Consider the following 23,849-nt stretch of genomic DNA (forward strand, 5'->3'; position numbering starts at 1 on the left):
GCGCCGTTCGTGCCGTGCGCCGGGGGCGTCAGCGGACGCCCACCGCCGCCAGTGCCCTGCGCTGCCACGGCATGAGAGGAGCCGGGAAGTACAGGTAGCAGACGCCGCCCGTACCGGAGACCACCTTGCCGGAGGCGTTGTAGCGCTTGGTCCTGAGCCAGATGTTCTCCCACTCGCGCCGGTCGTAGACGCGGCGCACGGCCTCGTCGCTGGGTGAGGCCGGGTCGTTGGCGATCACGTCGCCGTCGGCGGTGAAGCCGATCACCGTCATCAAATGGCCCGAGGTGCCGTACCCGGCCCCCGTCAGCTCCTCCTTCAGGAACGACTGCGACGTTATGGCCGGGATGCCCGCCGCGATCAGCGTCTCCAGGTCGGTGAGCGAGGACAGCCGGGTGACCACACCCTGGAGGTCATGGAACGTCGCCGCGTACGCCGCGTTGAAGGGCCAGTTGCCGCAGCCCTGGTACTGGTAGTCGTAGGTGAACCGGGCCGCGTGGCACACCTGCGGGTCGGCGTACGACGGATCGACCCAGGACAGCTGCTCCGGGGTGAGCCTCCGGCCCCAGTACTCGATGATCATCTGCGAGGAGGTGGGGCTGCACCACGCCTCGCCGCCGTTGTCGTACTGGGGGTACTGGCCCTTGTGGATCTCCTGCGAGAAGCGCGGGACGGCCAGTTCCCGGGCGAGCCCGGGCGCGGAGGCCGGCACGGTGAACCGGTCGGGGATGTCGGAGGCCATGGCTCCGAGCCGCCAGACCACGGGGGTGAGCTGCGTGCCGGGGGCGCGGTAGAGGGTCAGGCGCAGGCGGTAGGAGACCAGGCGCAGACCCGACGCGGCGTCGGAAATGGCGAAGGTGTCGGTCCAGATGTCGCTCTTGCCGTCGCTCTGGTCGTCGACGGAGGTCCGCCGGATGTCCTGGTCGCCGGCCGCCCAGCGGCCCATCACGTACCAGGGGGTGTCCGTGCCGTCGGAGTAGGTGCCCTTCAGCTCCACCTGGATCCAGGTGCCGGCCGGAGTGTGCGCGTTCCAGGAGGCGATCACCTCCGTGGCCGCCACCGCCGGCCGGTGCACCGGCGAGGTCCAGGTGGCGTACTCCCAGGTGGAGGTGGTGCCGGTGTGCGGGTCGGTGTAGTCGGTGCGGCCGGCGGGAGCGGCGATCACCACACCGGGGCGGAGGCCGGCCACGGCACGGACGCCCTCCGTGGTGCCGCTGCGCCAGTCGGTGAACGAGGTCCAGGCGCGGTTGTCCACGAGGCCGGGGCCTGCCGTCGTCGGCCGGGCCGCCGGGGTGGCCGCGGCCGCCCGGCCCGCGGCGCCGACCGCCGCGGCCGCGGCGACCGCCGTGGCGAGGATGGTTCTGCGGGAGGGCTGTGAAGCTCTGGTCATCGGTGGGTGACCCCCAGGTGTCCGGAAGCAGCGGTTCAGACGCACGATGTCCGCCAACTATGGCCGCCCCACCGCGACTTCTGCCAGCACCTGCACCGTCGGCGCGCCCACCGACATTGGTCCCGACCACTGGCGGCGGACGCGGCGCCGCGCGGGGCCCGGCGGACGCGGTCACCGGTCGCGGGCGCCCGGGTCGCCGGGGCCCGCGCCGGGACCGTCGCACGCCGGGCCCCGCCGGACGGTGTGCCCCGCGATCAGACGAGGTCCATCGCAGCGACCTCGTCCGGGCGGCCGTAGCTGACCGGGCCGCGGAAGCGGCGCCGGGCGGTGGCGAACCACCACACCGTGGCGATGACGAGCACCGCTGCCAGGGCGATGGGCGCGTAGTTGAAGGAGTCCACGGTGATCGGCGACGCCTGGGGCAGCATGAACAGCACACTGCTGAGCAGGACCCAGCCCACGGCCACGACGCCCACGGGCGTGCTCCAGCGTCCCAGGTGCCAGGGCCCGGGCCGGAAGTCGGCGCCGAGCCGCAGCCGCAGGAAGATCGGCACGGCGTAGGCGAGGAAGAGCCCCACGACGTTGACGCTCACGATCGCGGTGAAGGCGGTGTGGGACCACCAGCCGGGCAGCACCAGGGCGAGCGAGCAGGCGACGGCGAGCCAGACCGCCTTGACGGGCGTGCGGGTGCGCGGGGAGACCGTGTGCCACCAGCGGGAGCCGGGCATCGCGCCGTCCCGGGAGAACGCGAAGATCTGCCGGGTGTTGCTGGTGAGGTTGGCCAGTCCGCAGAAGAGCATGGCGCCGATGACGATCAGCAGCAGCAGTTTCGCGGCGCCCATGCCGAGACCGTCGATGAGGATCTGGACGGGCGGCGCCGAGGAACCGGCCACCTTGGCGTAGTCGCCGATGCTGTAGACCAGGGCGAGCATCAGGACCAGGCCGGCGACGGCGGAATAGCCGATGGACCGGGTGATGCCCCGGGGCGCGTTGACCGTCGCCCGGACCGTTTCCTCGGACATGTGGAAACTTCCGTCGAAGCCGGTGAAGGTCCAGCTCGTGACGAGCAGGCCGAGCATGCCTCCGTAGAGACCATGGGTGAAGCCGGTGTTGTTCACGAAATGCGTGACGAAGGACGCCGGCCGGTGCTCGTCCGGCCCCGCCACCAGCGCGCCGACGATCACCACGAGCCCGATCAGCAGCCACCACACGGAAATCCGGTTGAGTACGGCGACGAGCCGCACGGTGTAGGTGTTCGCCAGCCCCTGGACCACGATGACGAGCGCCGTGATCAGCACGGTCTGGTGCGCGGTCGGCTCGTACGAGGGCCACTGCAGTGCGAGGAACGCCTGGATGAAGGTGGCGGCCGCGTATCCGGTGGCCGCGGTGCCGCCCACCTGTCCCACGAAGTTCAGCCAGCCCGTGTACCAGGACCAGGCGCCCTGATGCCTTTTGGCGAGCTTTCCCGCGGAGAAGTACAGGGCCCCGCTCGTCGGATAGGCGGAGGCCACCTCCGCCATCGCGGCACCGATGAACAGCACCATGACCGAGACGCCGATCCAGCCGAAGACGAGAATGCGCGGGCCACCCGCATTCATGCCGAATCCGAACGACGAGAAAATTCCGGAGAGGATGTTGATGATGGTGAAGGATATGGCGAAATTGTCGAACGCCTGGAACCGCCGGGTGAGCTTTCGCGGATAGCCCATCGCGTGCAGGGTCGCGTCGTCATCGATCGCGACGGGGTCCCGGCCCGCACGTCGTCTCGTACGGGGCGCTGACATGCGTTCTGACACAGCCGGACCTTTCTCTCTGTGGGGTAGTGATCGGTACGGGACGGACGGGTCAGGCGGCCCCCGGTATGGGCAGTCCGCAGGCGCGGCGAGCGCGCGAGAGCTGCTCCTCGGGGTCGCCGAAGACGCTCCAGGGCATCCGGGAGGCGTAGGGCCCCATGGCCGCGAAGACGGCGCGGGCCTCGAACTCGCGCTGGCCCATGACCAGCGCATGCGCCAGGTAGGCGAGGTCGAGCACCGGAGTGAAGCGGTAGCCGGCGACCTCCGGCAGCCAGTGCTGGTAGATGGCAAGCGCGGTGGAGCGCCACTGGGGCTGTTCCCAGACGTGGTCCGCGAGCAGTTGCGAGGGGTTGTAGCTCTCGACGAGCGCCACCAGGGGCAGCAGACGCAGCGGTGAGGTGGCGGCCGCCCGCTGGCTGAGGAAGGCGGCGACGTCCCAGGCCGCGTTCACCGAGCCGTGGTGGCGGCTGAAGAAGTAGGCGAGGAAGCGGTGGTGGGCCTCCCGGTGGAAGGGGTCCAGGCGCAGAATGTGCGAGAACAGCCGCCAGGGGCCGGGCGGCTCGGTGAGCAGTCCCCTCGGAGCGGGTTCACCGGTCTCGTGCAGGCGCGCCAGTGCCAGCCTGGCCACCCAGGGGGTGGGGTCGTGCGGTGCCACGGCCGTGGCACGCTCGCACGCGTTCAGCGCGATGCGCTCCAGCGCTCGGGCCCGCTCGTCGTGGGCGTCGGCGGCGCGCAGCGCCCGCAGGACGGCGACGCGCGCCCACACCAGCGCGGCCTCCGGGCTGGGTTCCTCGGCCAGCCACCGTTCGGCCAGGTCGGAGTCCGCGGCCTCGGAGGCGAGGACGAGGGAGCGGTGGGCGCGCAGCCCGGGGTCCTCGCGGGTGGCGACGAGCAGTTCGCAGGCGCTCAGGTAGCGTCCGGCCCGCACTTCCACGCATACGCTCGCCAGCTCACGGTCGTCGGCCGCCGGATGCCATACGTACTGCCCCTCGAATAACCCCGCGGCCATGCTCCCCCGTCCATCCCCGTGCGTCTCACCGGTCACGCATCAGGCACCCTACTCAGCATCCGGGGCAACCGGAACGGCGATTCCCAAATACCCGGTTCGCGGCTCGGTGCGCCGTTAATGGCGGGGACCCGGTGATTGACCGCTGAACTGTTCAACGGGGCACCAATTTCGCCGTGCGCGGAATCGCCCCCCGGCACCCGCCCGCCGGCCCCCACGTCGCACACGCGTAAAATGTTCCTCCGAAATAGGTCCACGCCCTCTCCCCGGGAACCGCCATTCACGTCCTCGCGTCCCGTCTGCGGCGGCTGCCGCCGTCCTGCGGCCCCGTCCGGCTCGTCGCCGTCGACGGGTACGCGGGCTCCGGCAAGTCCACGTTCGCCGGGCAGTTGGCCACCGCGCTCGGCGACGCGCCCGTGCTGCACCTCGACGACATCGCCACCCACGAGGAGCTGTTCTCCTGGACGCGGCGGCTGCTGCGCGAGGTGGTCGAGCCGCTCGGCCGCGGTGAGAGCGCGCGCTACCGTCCCTACGACTGGCGCACCCGAGGCTTCGGCCGCCCTCGCACACTGCCGCCCGCCCCCGTGATCCTGGCCGAGGGCGTCGGCACCGGCCGCCGGGAGCTGCGAGCCCATCTGGCGCACCTGCTGTGGATGGACCTTCCGCGCGACGAAGCCTGGGCCCGCGGGCGGGCCCGTGACGGTGAGGAGCAGCGCGCCTTCTGGGCCGCGTGGACCGAGGCGGAGCGCCGGCACTTCGCCGACGACCCCTCGCGGCCGTTCGCCGACCTCCTGGTGCGGCAGCGACCCGAGGGATACGAGGTGCTCCCGGGACCTGCCGAGATCTCCCAGCCGGATCACGCGATCACACACAGTAGCGACCCATCATCAGTGTGCTGAACTTGTGAAGACCCTTGCGGGAGAACTTGCTTGAGTGCTTCGGGTCGGCTTGACCCGGGGGCCGTACAGGACTTACGTTCTCAATGTGCGGCTCTCGGAGCCGTCCGCAGACGCGAAGCCCCCGGTTGTTCCCCCGTGATCGGGGGCTTCGTTCTGCCCCGGCCCCCTCCTCCGGGCCCCTGGGCACATGGGCCGCTCACACTGGGTCACCGCGCCGAATGCGCCCCGTCTGCTCCCACCTCGTCAAACGGCCCGTGCGGCACCCTTCGGTGCGCCGCTCCCCCGCAGGTACCATGCCTCTCGGCGCGACCTTCGGGCGGCCGCTCCGCGCACCGTCGCAACTCCGGTCCGCGGCACCGCGGTTCGAGCAAGGCAGCCGCCGGGCACACGCCCGGCGGTGAACCAACGGGGGCACGGTTTGTGGGGGACGGGATGGACTTCGGCACGCGGGGCCCCGAGGCCCCGGCCGACCTCGCCTGGCTGCGAGGCGTCGACGCCTACACGATGGGCGCCTATCCGCAGGCGGAGGAGGAGTTCCGCGCGGCGGTCCGGATGGATCCGGGGATGGCCGACGGCTGGCTCGGGCTGCACGCGCTGCGCGTCGACACGACGACCGCGCTGCTGCGGATGTTCCGCCACCGGGACCGCTTCGGGGAGCAGCGGGCGCGGCACCGGCGCACCCTGAACTCGTGGTACTGGCTGGGCTGGTGGGTGCAGCCCGTGCTGGAGAGCCCGCGCGACCTGCTGCTCGCGCACGCCTCGCACTGGCTGGACGGCCGCCACGTCCCGGAGCTGGACCGGGCGCTCGCCGGGCTGCCCCCCGTCGACGCCGACCCCCAGGTCCGGTTCCTGCACGCCTGCCGGGCCTACCTGGTCAAGGACTGGGAGCAGCTGGTCCGGCACACCGATCCACTGATCGACGACCCCATGCTCGGCATAGAGGCCGGCCTGTTCGGGGGGATGGCCCGGGTCCGTCTGGAGATGTACGGGCAGGCCGAGCCGCTGCTGTCCGCCGCCCTCATGCGCTGCCGCAGCGAGCAGCCGCAGCGCAAGGAGCTGCGGTACTGGCTGGCCAGGGCCCACGAGGGCACGGGCCGCTCGGCGGCCGCCCTGCCGCTGTACCGGGCGGTGCACCGGGTGGACCCGGCGTTCATGGACACCTCGGCGCGGCTCGCGGCCATAGCCGAGGGCGACGGGTACGACGAGTCGGCCGACTTCACGGCGATGGCGCTCACCGGGGGCGGGGACGCGCTGGAGGGGCCCGACGGTCTCGATCCGCTCTTCGGCGTCGGCGCCGAGGGCCGGGAGGTGAAGCTCTCCGACCCCGCGCCGCCCCCGGGCACGCTGGCGGCGCAGCGGGACGCCGTGCGCGAGAAGTCCACGGTGCCCGCGCAGCCGTTGCCGACCGGGCCGACGGATCCCGGACTGCTGGAGGAGGCGCTGGCCGAGCTGGAGCGCATGGTCGGCCTGGAACCGGTGAAACGCCAGGTCAAGGCGTTGTCCGCACAGCTGAACATGGCGCGGCTGCGGGCGGACCAGGGGTTGCCGGTGCAGCCGCCCAAACGCCACTTCGTCTTCTCGGGCCCCTCGGGCACCGGCAAGACGACGGTGGCGCGCATCCTGGGCCGGGTCTTCTACGCCCTCGGGCTGCTCGGCGGCGACCATCTGGTGGAGGCGCAGCGGTCCGACCTGGTCGGCGAGTACCTGGGCCAGACCGCCGTGAAGGCGAACGAGCTGATCGACTCGGCGATCGGCGGCGTGCTGTTCGTGGACGAGGCGTACTCGCTGTCCAACTCGGGCTACGGCAAGGGGGACGCCTACGGCGACGAGGCACTGCAGGTGCTGCTGAAGCGGGCGGAGGACAACCGCGACCACCTGGTGGTGATCCTCGCCGGCTACCCCGAGGGGATGGACCGCCTGCTGACCGCCAACCCCGGCCTGTCCTCCCGCTTCACCACCCGGGTGGACTTCCCCTCGTACCGCCCCCTGGAACTGACCGCGATCGGCGAGGTCCTGGCGGCCGAGAACGGCGACGTCTGGGACGAGGAGGCGCTGGAGGAACTCCGTTCGGTCGCCGGCCACGTCGTGGACCAGGGCTGGATCGACGAACTCGGCAACGGCCGCTTCCTGCGCACCCTCTACGAGAAGAGCTGTGCCTACCGGGACCTGCGGCTGAGCGGGTACCCCGGGACGCCGTCCCGGGACGACCTGTCCACGCTGCGGCTGCCGGACCTGATGCAGGCGTACGGAGAGGTGCTGTCCGGCCGCGGACCGCAGGATCCTCCGGCCGGGTGAGCCCGGCCGGTGCCCGCACCCCGCGCAGGGGCGCGGGCACCGGCCCGGGTCAGCCCGCAACCGCTTCCCTCGGCTCCGCGGCCCTCGGCTCCGCGGCCCTCGGCTCCGCGGCCCTCGGCTCGGCGGCCCTCGGCTGCGGCGGGGCCTCCCGGTGTGCCGGGTCCCTGACCTCGCCCACCAGGAGTTCCAGCACATCCTCCAGGGCGACCAGGCCGAGGACGCGGCCGGCGGCGTCCGCCACCTGGGCGAGGTGCGCGGCGGCCCGTCGCATCACCGTCAGCGCGTCGTCCAGCGGCAGCTCCGCCGCGAGCGTGGTCATCGGCCGCCAGATCTGCTGCGGCACCGCCCGCTCGGAGTCCTCCAGGTCCAGGACGTCCTTGACATGGACGTAGCCCATGAAGGCGCCGTTCCCCGCGACGACGGGGAAGCGCGAGAAGCCCGTACGCGCGGTGAGCGCCACCACCTGCCCCGGTGTGACCGTGGGCTGAACGGTCACCAGGGAGGCGGGGTCCAGGAGGACGTCCGTCACCGGGCGGGACCCCAGCTCCAGCGCGTCCTCCAGCCGCTCCTGCTCCTCGGGCTCCAGCAGGCCCGCCTGGCCCGAGTCCTCCACCAGCTGGTTGAGCTGCTCACTGGTGAAGACGGCCTCGACCTCGTCCTTCGGCTCGACCCGGAACAAGGTGAGGACGACCCTGGCGCAGGCGCTCAGCGCGACGGTCACCGGCCGGCACAGCCGCGCGAACGCCACGAGCCCCGGGCTCAGCCACAGCGCGGCCTTCTCCGGTGCCGCCATCGCCAGGTTCTTCGGCACCATCTCGCCGATCACCAGGTGGACGAAGACGACGGCGGCGAGTGCGATCACGTACCCGAGCGGGTGGACCATCTCGTCGGGGAGGCGCGCCGCCTCGAACGCGGGCTCCAGCAGATGGGCCATCGTCGGCTCGGCCACGGCGCCCAGTGTCAGCGAGCACACGGTGATGCCGAACTGGGCCGCGGCCATCATCTGCGGCAGCCGCTCCAGCCCGTACAGCACCTGCCGGGCCCGCGCGGTGCCCAGCGGCTCGATCTGGCTGCGCCGCACGGACACCAGCGCGAACTCGGCACCCACGAAGAAGCCGTTGGCGAGCACCAGCAGCGCGGCGAACACGAGTTGGAGCAGGCTCATCGCGCCGCCTCCGCGATCTGCACGGCGGCGCCGGCGGTCCTCACCAGCCGGACCCGCTCGGCACGGTAGTGCCCGACCTGGCGGACCGTGAGCCGCCAGCCCGGCAGTTCGGCCCGGTCCCCGGGAGCGGGGATGCGGCCGAGCAGGTCGGCGACGAGGCCGGCGACCGTCTCGTACGGCCCCTCCGGCACGTCGAGCCCTATCCGTTTCAGGACGTCGACGCGGCAGCTGCCGTCGGCGTCCCACGCCGGGCGCCCGTCCTCGGGCGGCGCGGCGGCGAGCTCGGGCAGGTCCTGTCCGTCGTGCTCGTCGCGGACCTCGCCGACCAGTTCCTCGACGATGTCCTCCAGGGTGACGACACCGGCCGTGCCGCCGTACTCGTCGACGACGACGGCGATCGGCTGCTCGCTGCGCAGCCGCTCCAGGAGGGGCTGCACGGGCAGCGTCTCGGGGACGAGCAGCGGCGCCTGGGCGATCCGGACGACCGGTGTGCGCAGCCGTTCGTGGGCGGGCACCGCGAGGGCGTCCTTGAGGTGCACCATGCCGACGACCTCGTCGATCTTCTCCCGGTACACGGGGAAGCGGGACAGGCCGGTGGCCCGGGTGAGGTTGACCACATCCTCCGCCGTGGCGGTGGACTGCAGCGCGCTGACCCGGACGCGCGGGGTCATCACGTGCTGCGCGGTCAGCTCGCCCAGGGACAGGGTGCGCACGAACAGATCCGCCGTGTCCTGTTCGAGTGTGCCGGCCCGCGCCGAGTGCCGGGCGAGGGAGACGAGCTCCCCGGGGGTGCGGGCGGAGGCCAGTTCCTCGGCCGGTTCGACGCCCAGGGCGCGCACCAGCCGGTTGGCGACCGCGTTGAGCGCCGCGATCACCGGCCGGAACAGCCGCGAGAACAGGCGCTGCGGGCCCGCCACGAAGCGCGCGACCTGGAGCGGCCGGGACACCGCCCAGTTCTTGGGCACCAGCTCGCCGATCACCATCTGCGCGGCCGAGGCGAGCAGCATGCCGACGACCACGGCGATGCCGTTCGCCGCGCTGCGGGGGACGCCGACCGCGGTGAACGGTCCGCGCAGCACCTCGGCGAGCGCGGGCTCGGCGAGCATGCCGACGACGAGCGAGGTGATGGTGATGCCGAGCTGGGTGCCGGAGAGCTGGAAGGACAGCTCCCTGAGCGACTCGACGACCGTACCGGCCCGTCGGTCGCCCTCGGCCGCGGCCTTCTCGGCGTCGGGCCGTTCGACCGTGACGAGGCCGAACTCGGCCGCGACGAAGAAGCCGTTGGCCAGGATCAGCAGGAACGCCGCCCCGAGGAGCAGCAGGGGGGTGGTCATGATGCCGCCGCCTCCGCGCCGTGAAAGCGGTCGCGGACCGGGTCCGCGCCGTGTCGGCAGGGGGCGGCGCAGGTACTACAGGACGATCCGTCCATCGCCGGGGGGAGTCACTCCTCGGGTAGCAGGAACCCCTGAGCACCGGGCGGAACATCAGGGGCGGAGGCCCGATGTGGGACCTCCGCCCACCAGATTAGTCAAGACCTCGCCGGGTGCGGCAGGGCGGACGGCCCCGAGTCAGCCCCGATGCCGCTCCGGATCGACCGCGGAGCGGGCCTCGACGAGGGCCCGCAGGGTGCACGCGTCCTCGATCGCGCGCTGCTTGGCGATGCCCGGCTGGATACCGAGGGCGGCCAGGCTCGTGCCGTCGCTGAGGTCGAGGAACACCCACGGGTCGCCGGGACGCAGGTTGACCCGGAGGATCTCCGCCCAGGCCAGGTCACGCCGGTGGACGATGTTGACGACGGTGACCCCGCTCTCCGCGGCGACGACCTTGGGACGGGCGAGCAGGATCGGCACCGCGGACAGCAGGGCCGCGGTCAGGGTCAGCGCGAGGCGCTCCGCCGTGTCGAGCCGCAGCAGTATGCCGACGGTGGTGATGGCCGTGAACAGCGCGATCCCGGCGGACAGCAGCACGGCACGGGTGCGTCCCGGACGGAAGGTCACGGGGAGGGCGGGCAGATCCGACATCGGTGTTACGGTCCTTCACAGACGGCAGGCGTGGATGGCCGTGGTCAGGATGGCCCGGGCGCCGATCGCGTACAGGTCGTCCATGATCCGCTGGGCCTCCTTGGCCGGGACCATGGCCCGGACGGCGACCCAGCCCTCGTTGTGCAGCGGCGAGACGGTGGGGGACTCCAGGCCGGGGGTGAGCGCGACGGCCTTCTCCAGCTGCTCGACGCGGCAGTCGTAGTCCATCATCACGTAGGTCCGGGCGACGAGGACGCCCTGGAGGCGGCGCAGGAACTGCTGCACCTTCGACTCGGCGCCCTCCTCGCCCTCGGCCCCGGTGCGGCGGACGACGATGGCCTCGGACGTCATGATCGGCTCGCCGATGACCTCCAGGCCCGCGTTGCGCAGCGAGGTGCCCGTCTCGACGACGTCCGCGATGACCTCGGCGACTCCGAGTTCGATCGCGGTCTCGACGGCGCCGTCGAGGTGCACGACGGAGGCGTCGATGCCCTTGTCGGCGAGGTGCTTGGCGACGATGCCCTCGTAGGAGGTGGCGACCGTCATCCCGGAGAGGCCCTCCACGCCGTTCGCCGTGCCGGGCTTGGTGGCGAAGCGGAAGGTGGAGCGGGCGAACCCGAGCGGGAGGATCTCCTCGGCGTTGGCGCCGGAGTCGATCAGCAGGTCGCGGCCGGTGATGCCGATGTCGAGGCGGCCGGAGGAGACGTAGATCGCGATGTCGCGGGGGCGGAGGTAGAAGAACTCGACCTCGTTCTCCGGGTCGACGATCCTCAGTTCCTTGGACTCCCGGCGCTGCTGGTAGCCGGCCTCATGCAGCATGTCCGCCGCAGGGCCGGACAGTGAACCCTTGTTGGGGACGGCGATGCGCAGCATGAGGTCGGCTTCCTTCGTTCGTGCGTACGGATGTGCGGTGTGGTGTACGGCTCAGAGGTGGGCGTAGACGTCGTCCAGGGAGATCCCGCGCGCCACCATCATCACCTGGACGTGGTAGAGCAGCTGTGAGATCTCCTCGGCGGCCGCCTCCCTGCCCTCGTACTCGGCGGCCATCCAGACCTCGGCGGCCTCCTCGACGACCTTCTTGCCGATGGCGTGGACACCCTTGCCGACCAGCTCGGCGGTGCGGGAGGTGGCGGGATCGCCGTGGGCGGCCTTGTGCTGGAGCTCGGTGAAGAGCTCCTCGAACGTCTTCTTGGACATGGTGGTCCTAACCCTACGCGCTCCGGTCCGCGCCTCAGTGCCAGGGCTCGGATACCGAGCGGAGCGTGGCGGCGGTCGCCACCGCCGCGGTCACCGCCTCGTGGCCCTTGTCCTCGGCGGAGCCGGGCAGGCCCGCGCGGTCGAGCGCCTGTTCCTCGGTGTCGCACGTCAGCACGCCGAAGCCGACGGGGACACCGGTCTCGACGGAGACCTGGGTCAGGCCCTGGGTGACGCCCTGGCACACGTAGTCGAAGTGGGGGGTGCCGCCGCGGATGACGACCCCGAGGGCGACGACGGCGTCATAGCCGCGGCCGGCGAGGACCTTGGCCGCGACCGGGAGCTCGAAACTGCCGGGAACCCTCAGCAGGGTCGGCTCGTCGATCCCCAGCTCGCGCAGGGCGCGCAGGGCCCCGTCCACCAGGCCGTCCATCACCTTCTCGTGCCACTGCGCCGCGATGACGGCGACCCGCAGATCGCTCGCCTTGCGTACGGACAGCTCCGGTGCACCCTTGCCGCTCACGTCTCTCCTCAGTGCTCTCTTACTGGTTGCCGCAGGTGGACACGCCGCTCGCGTCCAGCCAGGGCAGGTCGTGCCCCATCCGGTCCCGCTTGGTGCGCAGGTAGCGGAGGTTGTGTTCGCCCGCCTGGACGGGCATCGGCTCCCGAGCGGTGACCTTGAGGCCGTGCCGGCGCAGGGCGGCGGTCTTGTCGGGGTTGTTGGTCATCAGCCGCACGCTGCGGACGCCGAGGTCCTGAAGGATCTGGGCGCCGGCGCCGTAGTCGCGGGCGTCCGCGGGCAGGCCCAGCTCCAGGTTGGCGTCCAGGGTGTCGCGGCCGCGCTCCTGGAGCTCGTAGGCGCGCAGCTTGGACAGCAGCCCGATGCCGCGTCCCTCGTGACCGCGCAGGTAGACGACCACGCCGCGGCCCTCGGCCTGGATGCGCCGCAGGGACGCCTCCAGCTGGGGGCCGCAGTCGCAGCGCAGGGAGTGGAGGACGTCGCCGGTGAGGCACTCGGAGTGGATGCGGACGACGATGTCCTCGCCGTCGCCGATCTCGCCGTGCACCAGGGCGACGTGCTCGACGCCGTCGACGGTGGAGCGGTAGCCGTAGGCCGTGAACTCGCCGAACGCGGTGGGCAGGTGGACCTCGGCCTCGCGGCGGACGGTGGGCTCGGAGGTACGGCGGTAGGCGACCAGGTCCTCGATGGAGACGATCGTCAGGCCGTGCTTGCGGGCGAACGGGATGAGTTCCGGCAGCCGCAGCATATGGCCGTCCTCGCCGGCGATCTCCACGATCGCGCCGGCCGGGCGCAGTCCGGCGAGCCGGGCGAGGTCGACGGCCGCCTCGGTGTGGCCGTTGCGGACGAGCACGCCGCCCGGCTTGGCGCGCAGCGGGAAGACGTGTCCGGGGCGGACGAAGTCGCCGGGGCCCGCCTCTCCACCGGCCAGCAGCCGCAGTGTGGTGGCCCGGTCGGAGGCCGAGATGCCGGTGGTCACGCCGTGGGCGCCGCTCGCGTCGACGGACACGGTGAACGCGGTCTGCATCGACTCGGTGTTCTGGTCGACCATCTGCGGGAGCCGGAGGCGGTCGAGTTCGGCGCCCTCCATGGGGGCGCAGATCAGGCCGCGGCACTCGCTCATCATGAAGGCGACGATCTCGGGGGTCGCCTTCTCGGCGGCGATGACGAGGTCGCCCTCGTTCTCCCGGTCCTCGTCGTCGACGACCACGACGGGGCGCCCGGCCGCGATGTCGGCGACGGCCTGCTCGATCGGGTCGAGCGTGAAGTCCTCGATGTCGTCCGCGCTGCAGAGGACGGGTGTCCGCAGGGCGGCGCGATGCGGGTCGGCCCAGGCGTTGGTCTCCGGGTGCGCCTCGTTCAGGGCGGCGGGAGAGGGGCGGGACGTCATGCCGGGGCTCCTTCCAGGACGGGCCGCGCGGTCCTGCGGGAGCGCAGCCACCAGTCGCGCATGCCCCACAGGACGAGCGCGCCGTAGATGACGTAGACGAAGCCGGAGAAGGCGAAGCCGTTGGCGAAGTTCAGGGGGACGCCGACGGCGTCGACCAGCAGCCAGGCGAACCAGAACTCGACCATGCCGCGCGCCTGCGCGTACATGGCGACGACGGTGCCGACGAAGATGTACGCGTCCGGCCACGGGTCCCAGGACAGCGTCGGGAAGGCGGTGAACAGGCCCGCCACGGCGAGCGTGCCCGCGGCGGCGGCGACGGTCAGGACGACGCGCTCGCGCCAGGTGGCGAACCGCACGGCGATGTGGCCGTCCTCCGTCCGCCCCGTGCCCTGCTTCCACTGCCACCAGCCGTAGACGGCGACGACCATGACCACGACCTGCTTGCCGGCGCTTCCGGAGAGGTGGGCCGTGGCGAAGGCCGCGAAGAGCACGACGCCGGACAGGAACTGCACCGGCCAGCTCCATATGGAGCGCCGCCAGCCGAAGGCGAGGGCGGTCAGGCCGATCACGTTGCCGATCATGTCCGACCACTTGATGTGCTGGCCGAGGAGCGTGAACGCCTCGGAGTTGAGCCAGTTCACCGGGCCGCCCCCTGACCGGCCAGCAGGCGCTCGACGTACTTGGCGATGACGTCGACCTCCAGGTTGACCGGGTCGCCCGGCTGCTTGATGCCGAGCGTGGTCAGCGCGAGGGTGGTCGGGATGAGGCTGACGGTGAAGCGGTCGGCGCCGGCCTCGACGACGGTGAGGCTGATGCCGTCGACGGTGATGGAGCCCTTCTCGACCACGTAGCGGCTCAGGTCCGCGGGGAGCGAGACCGTGACGAGTTCCCAGTGGTCGGAGGGCTTGCGGTCGAGGATCGTGCCGGTGCCGTCGACGTGTCCCTGCACGATGTGGCCGCCCAGGCGTGCCCCGACGGCCGTGGGGCGTTCGAGGTTGACGCGGGCGCCCACGGTGAGGGCGCCGAGGCTGGAACGTTCGAGGGTCTCCGCCATGACGTCGGCGGTGAACTCGTCGCCCTCGTGCTCGACGACGGTGAGACAGACGCCGTTGACGGCAATGGAGTCCCCGTGCCGGGCGCCTTCGGTGACGACGGGTCCACGGAGCCGGAAGCGGGAGGAGTCGCCGAGGTTCTCGACGGCGGTGACCTCACCCAGCTCTTCGACGATTCCGGTGAACACTTCCCGGGTCCTCCTGCCTCGATCGGGCACGGACTCCGGGGCCTGTCGATGACGACAGCGAACACGGGCGAGGACACCGGGGCGGCGCCGGACGGAGCCCGTCCACAGGACGAGCCGGTACGGCGGCGCGCATGGATGCCCGCCCGCCGCGCACTGCCTCCCATCCGGACTTTAACCGTCGGTCCAGGAATTTCACCTGGTCAACCGGCCGCTGGAAGCGACCGGGTCGCGGACTGTAACCGCCGGTTCGGACTTTCACCGACCCCGGAGTGCGCTGCTTCTGGTACAGCTTCAGTGTGCCACGGGCGCTCGACGGCCATGCGGGTGAACCGCTGTGTGGTGGCTCACAGGTTCACATACTGGACTTCTGCGGCCGCCCGTGCGGGGCCGGCCCCTCCGATACCGGGACAACACCCCTCCCGCGACCGCCGTTTCGGGATTGGTCCATACCTATTGACGGACGTGGTCTAGTCCTCTTAGGGTCGGCGGTCCCGGCGCGGCACGCCGTCCGCGAGCGGCCCGGCGGCGGTGACGGAGGCCCTTGCCCCGCCGCCGGGTCTCCGTCGTGGGCGGTCAGCGGGCGGGAGGGGCGAACAGCTCGTCCTGGGCGCCGTCCCTCGCGGTCAGCAGCGCTCCGCGCAGTACCGCGCCGCCGCCCAGCGTGCTCGCCCGTACCTCGGTCCGCAGGGGCGACATACGGGCGAGCCGCTCCCCCACGCGCGCGGCCAGCACATCCCCGCCGGCCTGCCCGACCTCGCCGCCGAGCACCACGCAGCCGGGGTCGAGGACGGCGGTCACCGAGGCGGCGCCGATGGCGAGCCGGTCGGCGAGGGCGTCGAGGAAGCGGGACGCGGCACGCCCGGGGACGGCGGGACGGACAGCCGCACGGCGGCGGGCCACCCCGCCCGGGCCCCCGGCATCCCCGCTGCCGGCATCCCGGCCCGCGGCGTCCCGGCCCGCGGCGTCCGGGCTCCCGCCGTCCCAGCCCCCGGCGTCCCGGCTCCCGCCGACCGGGCCCTCTCCGTCTGCGCCTCCCGCCGCCCGCACCGCCCCGCGCACCAGTGCCGCCGCGCGTGGCCCGGGCGCCGGCCCCTCCGTCACCAGCCCGTGGGCGTCCGCCAGTTCCGCGATCGCCGCCGCCCCCGCCAGGGAGTGGAACCCTCCCTCGCAGTCCGTCGCCGAGGGCAGCGTCGCGGTGCCGGGCACCGGCAGGAAACCGATCTCGCCGGTGCCGCCCGACGCGCCGCGGCGCAGCGCGCCGTCCAGCACCACGGCCGCGCCGGTACCGTGCCCCAGCCACAGCAGCACGAAGGTGTCCCGGTCGCGGGCGGCGCCCTCGCGCTGTTCGGCCACGGCGGCGAGGTTGGTCTCGTTCTCCACGATCACACGCGCGGGCAGCCGTTCCTGCAGCGCGGCGACCAGTCGGCGATGCCACGGCGGCAGCCCCGAGGAGTCGCGGAGCTCGCCGGTGGCGGGGTCGATCAGACCCGGCGCCCCGATCCCCACCGTGTGCAGCGGCTCGGCACCGGCCTCCTTCGCGGTGCGCTCGACCAGCGCCACGGCCCGCTCGACCGCGGGCCCCGTGCCGAGGTCGCCGCCGATGGGCACCGACGCCTCGGCGAGCACTCCGCCGACGAGATCCGACACGAGGACGGAGACGCCCTCGGTGCGCACATCGAGGGCCGCGAGATGGGCGCGGCCGGCGACGATCCCGTACAGCCGCGCGTTCGGACCGCGCCGCTGCTCCCCCGACTCCCCCACGACCGCGATCAGCCCGGCGGCGGTGAGCCGTTCGACGAGGTCGGCGACCGTCGGCCGGGACAGTCCGGTGAGCTGCTTCAACTGCCCTGCCGTCAAAGGGCCCTCCTGCTGCAGCAGTCGCAGGGCGAGCCGGTCGTTGATGGCCCGGGCGGTGCTCGGGGATGCGGGCATGCCGGGATCCTCCCAGATCGGCGGTGCCGCTCGGCCGGCGGCTGTGCAGCCCCTGCCCGTCTCTATCTATCAGGCAGGGTTCCTGATAGTTTACGCGAACGGAAGACGGGGCGACACGGACGGGGAGGGCATCCGAGAATGAGGGAAGTGGTCCATCAGCAGTCCGAGGTGAGGCGTGCCCGGTACGCCGTGGCCGCGGTCTTCGGCGTGCACGGCGCGGTCACCGGCTCGTTCGCCACCCGCGTGCCGTGGATCCAGGAGCACGCCCACGCCGGCCCGGGCCAACTCGGGTTCGCGCTCGCGTTCCCCGCGCTCGGCGCGTCCGTCGCGATGCCGCTCGCGGGCCGGATCAGCCACCGTTTCGGCGCCCGCACGGCGCTGCGCGGGCTGCTGTCGCTGTGGACACTGGCCCTGGCCCTGCCGTCCCTCGCGCCGAACCTGCCGACGCTGTGCCTGGCCCTGTTCGCGTTCGGCGCCACGGCCGGCATGGCGGACGTGGCGATGAACGCGCTGGGCGTCGAGGTCGAGAACCGGCTCGGCAAGTCGATCATGTCGGGTCTGCACGGCCTGTGGAGCGCGGGCGCCCTGGTGGGCTCGGCGGCCGGCACGCTCGCCGCGCACCTGGGCTCGGACGCCCGGCTGCACCACGCCCTGGCGGCCGCGGTCCTGACCGTGCTGGGCCTGGCCGCCTGCACATGGGTCCTCGACCTGCAGCCCGCAGAGGACGAGGAGCCGCCGCCCCGGTTCGCGCTGCCGCCCAGGTCGGCCCTGCTCATCGGCGCGATCGGCTTCTGCGCGGTGTTCGCCGAGGGCGCGAGCCTCGACTGGTCGGCGGTCTATCTGCGCGACCGGCTGGGGAGTTCGGCCGGGCTCGCGGCCGCCTGCACCACGGGCTTCACCCTCACCATGGCGATCGCGCGCGTCGCGGGCGACCGGGTGGTGGACCGGTACGGTGCGGTGCGTACCGTCCGGGTGAGCGGTGCCCTGGCCGCGCTCGGCGGGCTGCTCGTCGTCGCCGCGCGTCACCCGGCGGTGGCGATGGGCGGGTTCGCGCTGATGGGCCTCGGTATCGCGGTCGTGGTGCCGTTGTGCTTCGCGGCGGCGGGCCGCAGCGGCCCCAGCCCGAGCCAGGCCATCGCGGGAGTGGCGACCATCACCTACACCTCGGGCCTGGTGGCGCCGGGCGCCGTCGGCACACTGGCCCAGGCCACGAGCCTGGTCGTGTCGTTCGGTCTGGTGACGGTGCTGGCCTTCGGCGTCGCGGCTCTCGCCGGGGTGCTCCGGGTGGGCGACCGCGACCGCCCCAGGGTCAGCCCGCGCGGCGCAGCAGTTCCCGACCCACGGCCCTGAAGGACTCGCTCCACGGCGTCGGGCGCAGCGTCGCCGCGTCGAGCCGGACCAGGACCCGGGTGCCGTGCGCGTACGTCACCGCACCGTCGGCCGAGCAGAACCGGAACCCGTAGGTGAGGCCGGTGTTCCCGAGCCGCTCCAGCCACAGGTGCACGGCGTAGGCGCCCGGCCTGTCCACCGGGGCCTCGTAGCCGATCCGCAGTTCCCTGACGGCGTTGCAGAAGTCTCCCGCCGCCTCCCAGTCGCCGTCGAAGCCGAAGCCGCGCTCGCGCAACAGGGCGGTCCAGGCCCGCTCGACCATGACCGGGTAGCGGGCGTTGTGCAGCAGCCCGAGCGCGTCCAGGTCGTCGAAGTGGACGGCGACGGGGACGAGCCGCCCGTACGACACGACGGGCGCGGCCTGGGTTTCGGCGGTCACGGGCGGGCTCCTGGAAATGGACTGGGGCGGGCGCACGACATGCGGCCCCGTACGCGACCATGGTAAGCGGTCGCTCAGCTGCCTGGCTCGCAGGTCAGGTGCGCAGAGGGCGCCGCCGGGGCGCGGGACGGCGCGCCGGCCCGTAAGCACGGCACGGGCGCGGTGCCGGACTGCCCGCCGGGCCTCGGCGAGCCGGCGCGCCGGCTCGCCGGCTCGCCGCGAGCGGTGGCCACGGGCCGGCCCCGGCCTCCCGGCCGGCGTGGAGACGCCGCGGCGCGGTGACCTCGCCGGCCGGGCCACCGCGCCGCGGCGCCGCGCCTGCGCGCGGCCCCGCGTGGTGGACGCGCGGGCCCCGGCACGTGCCGCCCCCTGCGTCCCCCTCCTGGGCCATCGGCGGGTTCGCCCGATCCGGGGAAGCCGGCGGGCCGTCGGTGCTCCGGCCGGCCCCGGCCTGGAAACCTTCCCCCATGGTGCCGTCGGAGCAAGTCACGACCGGAGTGGACACGGTCGTCTCACGCATGCGCGCGCTCGCCGGGGTCTGGCCGGAAGACGACGGCGTCGCGGTCTTCAACCGCGTCTATCTCGCCGTCACCGAGGAGGTCGGCCGCCGCCTGGACGCGGGGTGCTTCCCGGACGAACGGGCCGCGACCACCCTGGACGTCCGGTTCGCCGAACGGTATCTGTCCGTGGCCGAAGAGGGGCCCGTACCCGCGTGCTGGCGGCCGCTGTTCCAGTTCCGGCGCCATCCCGGCGTGCGGCCGCTGCAGTTCGCGCTCGCGGGCATCAACGCGCACATCGGGCACGACCTGGCACTGGCCGTCGTGGACGCCTGCCGTGCGCTGGGCTGCGAACCGGACGATCTGGAGGACGAGTTCGAGCGCGTGGGGGACATTCTCGCCTCGCTGGAGGAGCGCATCCGCGAGGATCTGATGCCGGGTCCCGATCTGCTCCAGATCGCCGACCCGCTCACGCATCTGCTCGGCGCGTGGAGCCTAGAGCGGGCGCGCGAGGCCGCCTGGTCGGCCGCGCGGGCGCTGTGGGCGCTGCGGGAGGTGCCGGAACTGACCGGGGAGTTCGCACGGCGGCTGGACGCGGCGGTGGGGTTCGCCGGGCGCATGCTGCTCACCCCGTTTCCCGGCTGATGCGGCCGAATCCGGTCAACCCCGCCCACCTCACCGAGAACCACCGCCCGATCGCTGTACGTTGACGGCCCGACAGATCTCTCGCGAAGGAGCGCACACGCATGGCGACCCGGCTCGGACTCGGTCTTCCGCAGAACCGGCAGTACGCCCTCGGACGCGATGTGCCCGACGTGGCACGCACCGCCGAGCGGATCGGATACGAGAGCTTGTGGGTGTACGAGCGGGCCCTGGTCCCCGATCCCGCGACGCAGGGACTGTACGGCGTGGAGGGGCTTCCCTGGCCGGACGCGTACCGCGGCGTGGCCGATCCGCTGATCACACTCACCCTGGCCGCCTCGGCCACCGAGCGGGCCCGGCTGGGCTCCAGCGTCCTGGTGGCGCCGCTGCACGTGCCGTTCCAGCTCGCCAAGGCCCTCGCCTCACTGGACGCGGCCAGCGGGGGCCGGGTGGTCGCCGGCTTCGGCACGGGCTGGTCCCTCGACGAGTACGCGGCCGCGTCCGTGCGGCCGTTCGAGGAGCGGGGTCAGGTGCTGGACGAGGTGATCGAGGTGTGCCGGGCGGTGTGGGGCCCCGACCCCGTGGTCCACGAGGGACGCCTCACGAGGATCGCTTCCGCCGTGGTGGGCCCCAAGCCCGCCCGGCCGATCCCGATCCTGCTGGCCGCGGGCAGCAGGAAGGCACAGCGCCGGCTCGTCGACCACGCCGACGGCTGGCTGCCGGTGGGCATGGGCCCCGAGCAGATCGCCGCCCAGTGGAGCGCCTTGCAGGAGCTGGCGGAGGAGCGCGGGCGCAAGGAGCCGATCCAGACGGTGCTGCGGGTGAACGCGGCCTACTCGGCCAGGGCGTACGACGGCGCCGACCGCCGCCCCTTCCAGGGCAACGCGGACCAGATCGTCGAGGACCTGGTCACCCACGCCGCGATCGGCCTGGAGGAGATCCTCGTCGATCTCCAGAGCGCCGTGCGGGACGCCGGGGAGCTGAAGGACGTCGCCGCCGAGGTGTACGAGAAGGCGCGGGCGGCCGGGGTCTGACCCTCCGCCCGCCGACCCGGTCACTCCTCCGGCAGCTCCACCGGCGCGATCTCGTCGAAGACGTCGCCGGGGCCGGGGTTGGCCGGGTCGGTCGCGCCGCCGAGGTGGTGCATGACGCCCCACACGGCGTTCAGTGCGGTCTGCACGGCGCCCTCGGCCCACCCAGCCGTCCAGGAGATGTCGTCGCCCGCGAGGAAGACGCCCCGCTTGTCGGCGGGCAGGCCGTCCTGCACGAAGTGCGTGAACAGGCGCCGCTGGTAGCGGTAGTGGCCGGGCAGGTTCGCCTTGAACGCGCCCATGAAGTACGGCTCGTTCTCCCAGGAGATCGTCACCGGGCTGCCGATGATGTGCTTGCGGATGTCGACGTCCGGGTAGATCTCGCCGAGCGACTTCAGCATGACCTCCATCCGCTCGTTCGCGGACAGCGGCAGCCACTTCAGGCTGTCGTCGCACCAGGTGTAGGACAGGCAGATGACGGCCGGCCGGTCCGGCCCGTCGTCGAGGAGGTAGGTGCCACGAGTCATGCGGTCGGTGAGCGTCATCGACATGACGTCCCGGCCCGTCGGCCGCCCCTGCTCGTCGACGGCCTTGTCGAGCCAGAACGGGCGGTCGACCGGCACGAAGAGCTTGCTCGACTCCATGTAGTGCGTGCGCTCGATCGCGGTCCAGTGGTCGATCGGGAAGAGCGAGTCGTCGCAGTCGATCTTCGACAGCAGCATCCACGACTGGGCGGTGAAGACGGCCGCCTTGTAGGTGCGGATGTCGCCGTTCGCGTCGGTCACGGTGATCCGGTTGCCGGCGGTGCGGTGCAGCCTGGTCACCGCGGGGCGGGGCCCGCCGTCCTCGTGCAGGGACTTCAGTGACGTCCCGTGGGCCCAGTGCACGATCTTCTCCGGCTCCCGCTCCCACAGGCGCAGCGGCAGTTGCTGGGAGCCGCCGACGATGCCGCGGTGGTGGTCGTCGGCCTCGGTGTACACGACGCGCAGGATTTCCAGGATGGAGTTGGGGAAGTCGGTGTCCCAGCCGCCCGTGCCGAAGCCGACCTGGCCGAAGATCTCCCGGTGACGGAAGGACCTGAACGCCTCGGAGTCGCAGAGGAAGCCGTAGAACGTCTGGTTGTCGAGCTTCTCGACGAGCCTGGACCAGATGGCGCGGATACGGGGCACGTCGCGCTCGCGCAGGGCGCGGTTCATGTCGGAGAAGTCGGCACCCTCCTCCAGGCAGGCGTTCCACGCGTTCGCCACGTCCCGGTAGACCTGCGGCAGGTCGTCGGGCGTCTCGGCGTAGTGGGTCTCGCCCTTCAGGTCGACCACGGTCGACGGGGTGGCCTCGGCCAGCGGGTTGGGGAACGGCCTGGTCTCCAGGCCCACCAGATCGATGTAGTGCTGCAGCGCGGTCGAGGACGGCGGGAAACGCATGGCGCCCATCTCGGCGGTCAGCGACGGGTCGCAGCCCTCGAAGCCCACGGTGCGCAGCCGGCCGCCGATCCGGTCGGCCTCGTACACGACGGGCTTGAGGCCCATCTTCATCAGCTCGTAGGCGGCCACGATGCCGGACAGACCGCCGCCGACGACCGCGACCTCCGTGCCGTGCTCGGTCGCGGGGATCTGGCCGAGGCCCGCCGGGTGGGCGAGGTAGTCGTCGTACGCGTACGGGAAGTCCGGCCCGAACATGGTGATCGGCGGCTGCCGCTCGTCGGCGTGCTGGACGGCGTTGGGCACCGTGGACGTCATGGGGTACGACTCCTTGCGCGAAAGGTGACTCTGGAGAAATCCGGGGAGGGCCGCGGGTCAGACGAGGGACCCGTAGAGACCGGGGCGGCGGTCCTGGAGGTAGGGGTTCGCCTTGCGGGAGGCGGCCAGGCGGGCGGGGTCGGCGTCCCCGAGGACGAGCTCCTCGCCGCGGCCGGCCCGGACATGGGCGATCCCGTCGGGCCCGGCGAGGGCGGAGAGCCCGACGAACTCGAACTCCCCTTCGCGCCCGACCCGGTTGACGTACGCGACGTACATCTGGTTCTCGAAGGCCCGCACCGGGACGAGGGACTGGGCGACGAACTGGAACGGATGCATCAGGGCGGTGGGGACCACCAGGAGGTCGGTGCCGGCCAGGGCGTGGGCGCGGACGTTCTCCGGGAACTCGACGTCGTAGCAGATCGTCAGGCCGATCCGCAGGCCGTTCAGCTCGGCCTGGACGACCGGCCGGTCGCCCGGGGTGAAGTGGTCCCGCTCGAAGCTGCCGAAGAGGTGGGTCTTGCGGTAGTTCGCGAGGCGGGTGCCGTCGGCCGCCACGAGCTGGGCCGAGTTGAAGACCCGCGTGCCCGACCGCTCCGGGTAGCCGTAGACGACCGCGACACCGTGCCGCGACGCGATCCAGCCGACCGTGTCCGCGGAGTCCCCGTCGGCCGGCTCGGCGAGCCGGCCGGTGTCGTCGCCGATCGCGTACCCGGTGAGGAACAGCTCCGGCGCGATCAGGAGCCCGGCGCCCGCGGCGGCGGCACGGCCGGCGGCCTCGTCGAGGACCTTGAGGTTCTCGGTGACCGAGCCGGGGCGGCCGGAGCTCTGGAGCAGGGCGGTGCGCATGCGTGTTCTCCACCGGTACGGGAGGGGGTCGGGGGCTGGTTCGACGGTACGGTCGGCCCGTCGGCCGGACAAGAACGAGCCGTTGCGCGCCGGTGAGCGGATCGTTGCGTCCGCCGCGGGGCCGGCGTCGATTCGTTGCGCACCCCGGCACGGCTCTCCGCGCCCCGGACACGGGCCACGGCCGCCTGCCCCGCTCCCCCGCGCCACCGCTCCCCCGCTCCCCCGCGCCACCGCGCCACCGGCCCCTTGGCCCCTTGGCCCCGCTCTCCGCGGTGCCGCCGGCCACCGCGCCGCGCTCCGCCTCACCGCCCCGCGCTCCGCACCGCACGGCCGGAGGCCGGCGGATGTCCGGCCCACCGTCGGCGAACGGCCGGCGGTCGGCCTGGCCCAGCGGGATCCGCCGTGACCTCCCGCCGCGGCCGGACCCGCCGTAGCCTCCCGCCGCGGCCGGACCCGCCGTGACCTCCCGACGCCGCCGGACCCGCCG

Annotated in this window: 21 protein-coding genes and 1 riboswitch; of the genes, 5 read left to right on the plus strand and 16 right to left on the minus strand. The window is 72.8% G+C overall.

What is annotated here, in order from left to right:
- Positions 1-28: 28 nt before the first annotated feature.
- From ACZ79I_RS05925 to ACZ79I_RS05935, 3 genes are all read right to left on the minus strand, one after another.
- On the minus strand, positions 29-1,387 hold the full coding sequence (locus ACZ79I_RS05925) for a peptidase C39 family protein (RefSeq protein ID WP_471494759.1): 1,359 nt from the start codon (positions 1,385-1,387) through the stop codon (positions 29-31).
- A gap of 254 nt (positions 1,388-1,641) precedes the next feature.
- A complete protein-coding gene (locus ACZ79I_RS05930; protein WP_471494762.1) occupies positions 1,642-3,183 on the minus strand; it encodes an amino acid permease in 1,542 nt (513 codons plus the stop codon).
- Between the two features lie 49 nt (positions 3,184-3,232).
- Positions 3,233-4,189 (minus strand): hypothetical protein, encoded by a 957-nt coding sequence (locus tag ACZ79I_RS05935; protein ID WP_471494764.1) that lies wholly within the window; start codon positions 4,187-4,189, stop codon positions 3,233-3,235.
- A 275-nt stretch (positions 4,190-4,464) separates the two neighbouring features.
- On the opposite strand from ACZ79I_RS05935, the gene ACZ79I_RS05940 reads away from it, so the two are divergent.
- Both ACZ79I_RS05940 and ACZ79I_RS05945 read left to right on the plus strand, forming a co-directional pair.
- Complete coding sequence (locus tag ACZ79I_RS05940; protein WP_471504780.1) at positions 4,465-5,085, plus strand: uridine kinase family protein; 621 nt, start codon at positions 4,465-4,467, stop codon at positions 5,083-5,085.
- Between the two features lie 432 nt (positions 5,086-5,517).
- Positions 5,518-7,380 carry an AAA family ATPase gene (locus tag ACZ79I_RS05945; RefSeq protein ID WP_471494766.1) on the plus strand — a complete coding sequence of 621 codons (1,863 nt, stop codon included), beginning with the start codon at positions 5,518-5,520 and terminating at the stop codon, positions 7,378-7,380.
- Positions 7,381-7,429: 49 nt separating this feature from the next.
- Here ACZ79I_RS05945 and ACZ79I_RS05950 read toward each other — a convergent pair whose 3' ends face one another.
- The 10 genes from ACZ79I_RS05950 to ACZ79I_RS05995 all read right to left on the minus strand — a co-directional run bounded on the left by ACZ79I_RS05950 (position 7,430) and on the right by ACZ79I_RS05995 (position 16,842).
- Entirely contained in the window at positions 7,430-8,545 is a 1,116-nt protein-coding gene (locus ACZ79I_RS05950) for a hemolysin family protein (protein ID WP_471494768.1), read from the minus strand.
- The gene (locus ACZ79I_RS05955) at positions 8,542-9,879 is read right to left on the minus strand and encodes a hemolysin family protein (protein WP_471494770.1); all 1,338 of its coding nucleotides are present in this window, start codon (positions 9,877-9,879) and stop codon (positions 8,542-8,544) included. The genes ACZ79I_RS05950 and ACZ79I_RS05955 overlap by 4 nt, the downstream gene beginning before the upstream one ends.
- A 234-nt stretch (positions 9,880-10,113) precedes the next feature.
- Positions 10,114-10,566: a PH domain-containing protein gene (locus ACZ79I_RS05960; protein WP_471494772.1), complete on the minus strand. Its 453-nt coding sequence runs from the start codon at positions 10,564-10,566 to the stop codon at positions 10,114-10,116.
- A gap of 15 nt (positions 10,567-10,581) precedes the next feature.
- Entirely contained in the window at positions 10,582-11,439 is an 858-nt protein-coding gene (gene hisG / locus ACZ79I_RS05965; protein ID WP_471494774.1) for an ATP phosphoribosyltransferase, read from the minus strand.
- Between the two features lie 51 nt (positions 11,440-11,490).
- Positions 11,491-11,763, minus strand: coding sequence for a phosphoribosyl-ATP diphosphatase (locus tag ACZ79I_RS05970; RefSeq protein ID WP_061930286.1), 273 nt, complete (start codon positions 11,761-11,763; stop codon positions 11,491-11,493).
- 34 nt (positions 11,764-11,797) lie between these two features.
- A complete protein-coding gene (gene ribH, locus ACZ79I_RS05975; protein ID WP_471494777.1) occupies positions 11,798-12,283 on the minus strand; it encodes a 6,7-dimethyl-8-ribityllumazine synthase in 486 nt (161 codons plus the stop codon).
- Positions 12,284-12,302: 19 nt separating this feature from the next.
- Entirely contained in the window at positions 12,303-13,670 is a 1,368-nt protein-coding gene (locus ACZ79I_RS05980; protein ID WP_471494779.1) for a bifunctional 3,4-dihydroxy-2-butanone-4-phosphate synthase/GTP cyclohydrolase II, read from the minus strand.
- Positions 13,667-14,311, minus strand: a complete 645-nt coding sequence (locus ACZ79I_RS05985) for a nicotinamide mononucleotide transporter family protein (RefSeq protein WP_471494781.1) — start codon at positions 14,309-14,311, stop codon at positions 13,667-13,669. Before ACZ79I_RS05985 ends, ACZ79I_RS05980 begins: the two co-directional genes overlap by 4 nt.
- Entirely contained in the window at positions 14,308-14,910 is a 603-nt protein-coding gene (locus ACZ79I_RS05990; protein WP_471494783.1) for a riboflavin synthase, read from the minus strand. The genes ACZ79I_RS05985 and ACZ79I_RS05990 overlap by 4 nt, the downstream gene beginning before the upstream one ends.
- 146 nt (positions 14,911-15,056) lie before the next feature.
- Positions 15,057-15,187: riboswitch (FMN riboswitch) on the minus strand.
- 296 nt (positions 15,188-15,483) lie between these two features.
- Positions 15,484-16,842 carry an ROK family transcriptional regulator gene (locus ACZ79I_RS05995; RefSeq protein WP_471494785.1) on the minus strand — a complete coding sequence of 453 codons (1,359 nt, stop codon included), beginning with the start codon at positions 16,840-16,842 and terminating at the stop codon, positions 15,484-15,486.
- Between the two features lie 138 nt (positions 16,843-16,980).
- Between ACZ79I_RS05995 and ACZ79I_RS06000 the strand changes: the two genes are divergently transcribed.
- Positions 16,981-18,192 carry an MFS transporter gene (locus tag ACZ79I_RS06000; protein WP_471494787.1) on the plus strand — a complete coding sequence of 404 codons (1,212 nt, stop codon included), beginning with the start codon at positions 16,981-16,983 and terminating at the stop codon, positions 18,190-18,192.
- Here ACZ79I_RS06000 and ACZ79I_RS06005 read toward each other — a convergent pair.
- Positions 18,152-18,610 (minus strand): acyl-CoA thioesterase, encoded by a 459-nt coding sequence (locus ACZ79I_RS06005; protein WP_471494789.1) that lies wholly within the window; start codon positions 18,608-18,610, stop codon positions 18,152-18,154. The genes ACZ79I_RS06000 and ACZ79I_RS06005 overlap by 41 nt on opposite strands.
- A gap of 467 nt (positions 18,611-19,077) precedes the next feature.
- Here ACZ79I_RS06005 and ACZ79I_RS06010 point away from each other — a divergent pair, with 467 nt between their 5' ends.
- Positions 19,078-19,752 carry a DUF5995 family protein gene (locus ACZ79I_RS06010; protein ID WP_471494791.1) on the plus strand — a complete coding sequence of 225 codons (675 nt, stop codon included), beginning with the start codon at positions 19,078-19,080 and terminating at the stop codon, positions 19,750-19,752.
- Between the two features lie 101 nt (positions 19,753-19,853).
- Positions 19,854-20,783 carry an LLM class F420-dependent oxidoreductase gene (locus ACZ79I_RS06015; protein WP_471494793.1) on the plus strand — a complete coding sequence of 310 codons (930 nt, stop codon included), beginning with the start codon at positions 19,854-19,856 and terminating at the stop codon, positions 20,781-20,783.
- Between the two features lie 20 nt (positions 20,784-20,803).
- Here ACZ79I_RS06015 and ACZ79I_RS06020 read toward each other — a convergent pair whose 3' ends face one another.
- Together ACZ79I_RS06020 and ACZ79I_RS06025 are read right to left on the minus strand one after the other, a co-directional pair.
- Positions 20,804-22,516 (minus strand): flavin monoamine oxidase family protein, encoded by a 1,713-nt coding sequence (locus ACZ79I_RS06020; RefSeq protein ID WP_471494795.1) that lies wholly within the window; start codon positions 22,514-22,516, stop codon positions 20,804-20,806.
- A 57-nt stretch (positions 22,517-22,573) separates the two neighbouring features.
- Entirely contained in the window at positions 22,574-23,362 is a 789-nt protein-coding gene (locus ACZ79I_RS06025; protein ID WP_471494797.1) for a carbon-nitrogen hydrolase family protein, read from the minus strand.
- Between the last annotated feature and the right edge of the window lie 487 nt (positions 23,363-23,849).

It is taken from the genome of Streptomyces sp. PSU-S4-23, from assembly GCF_055632315.1.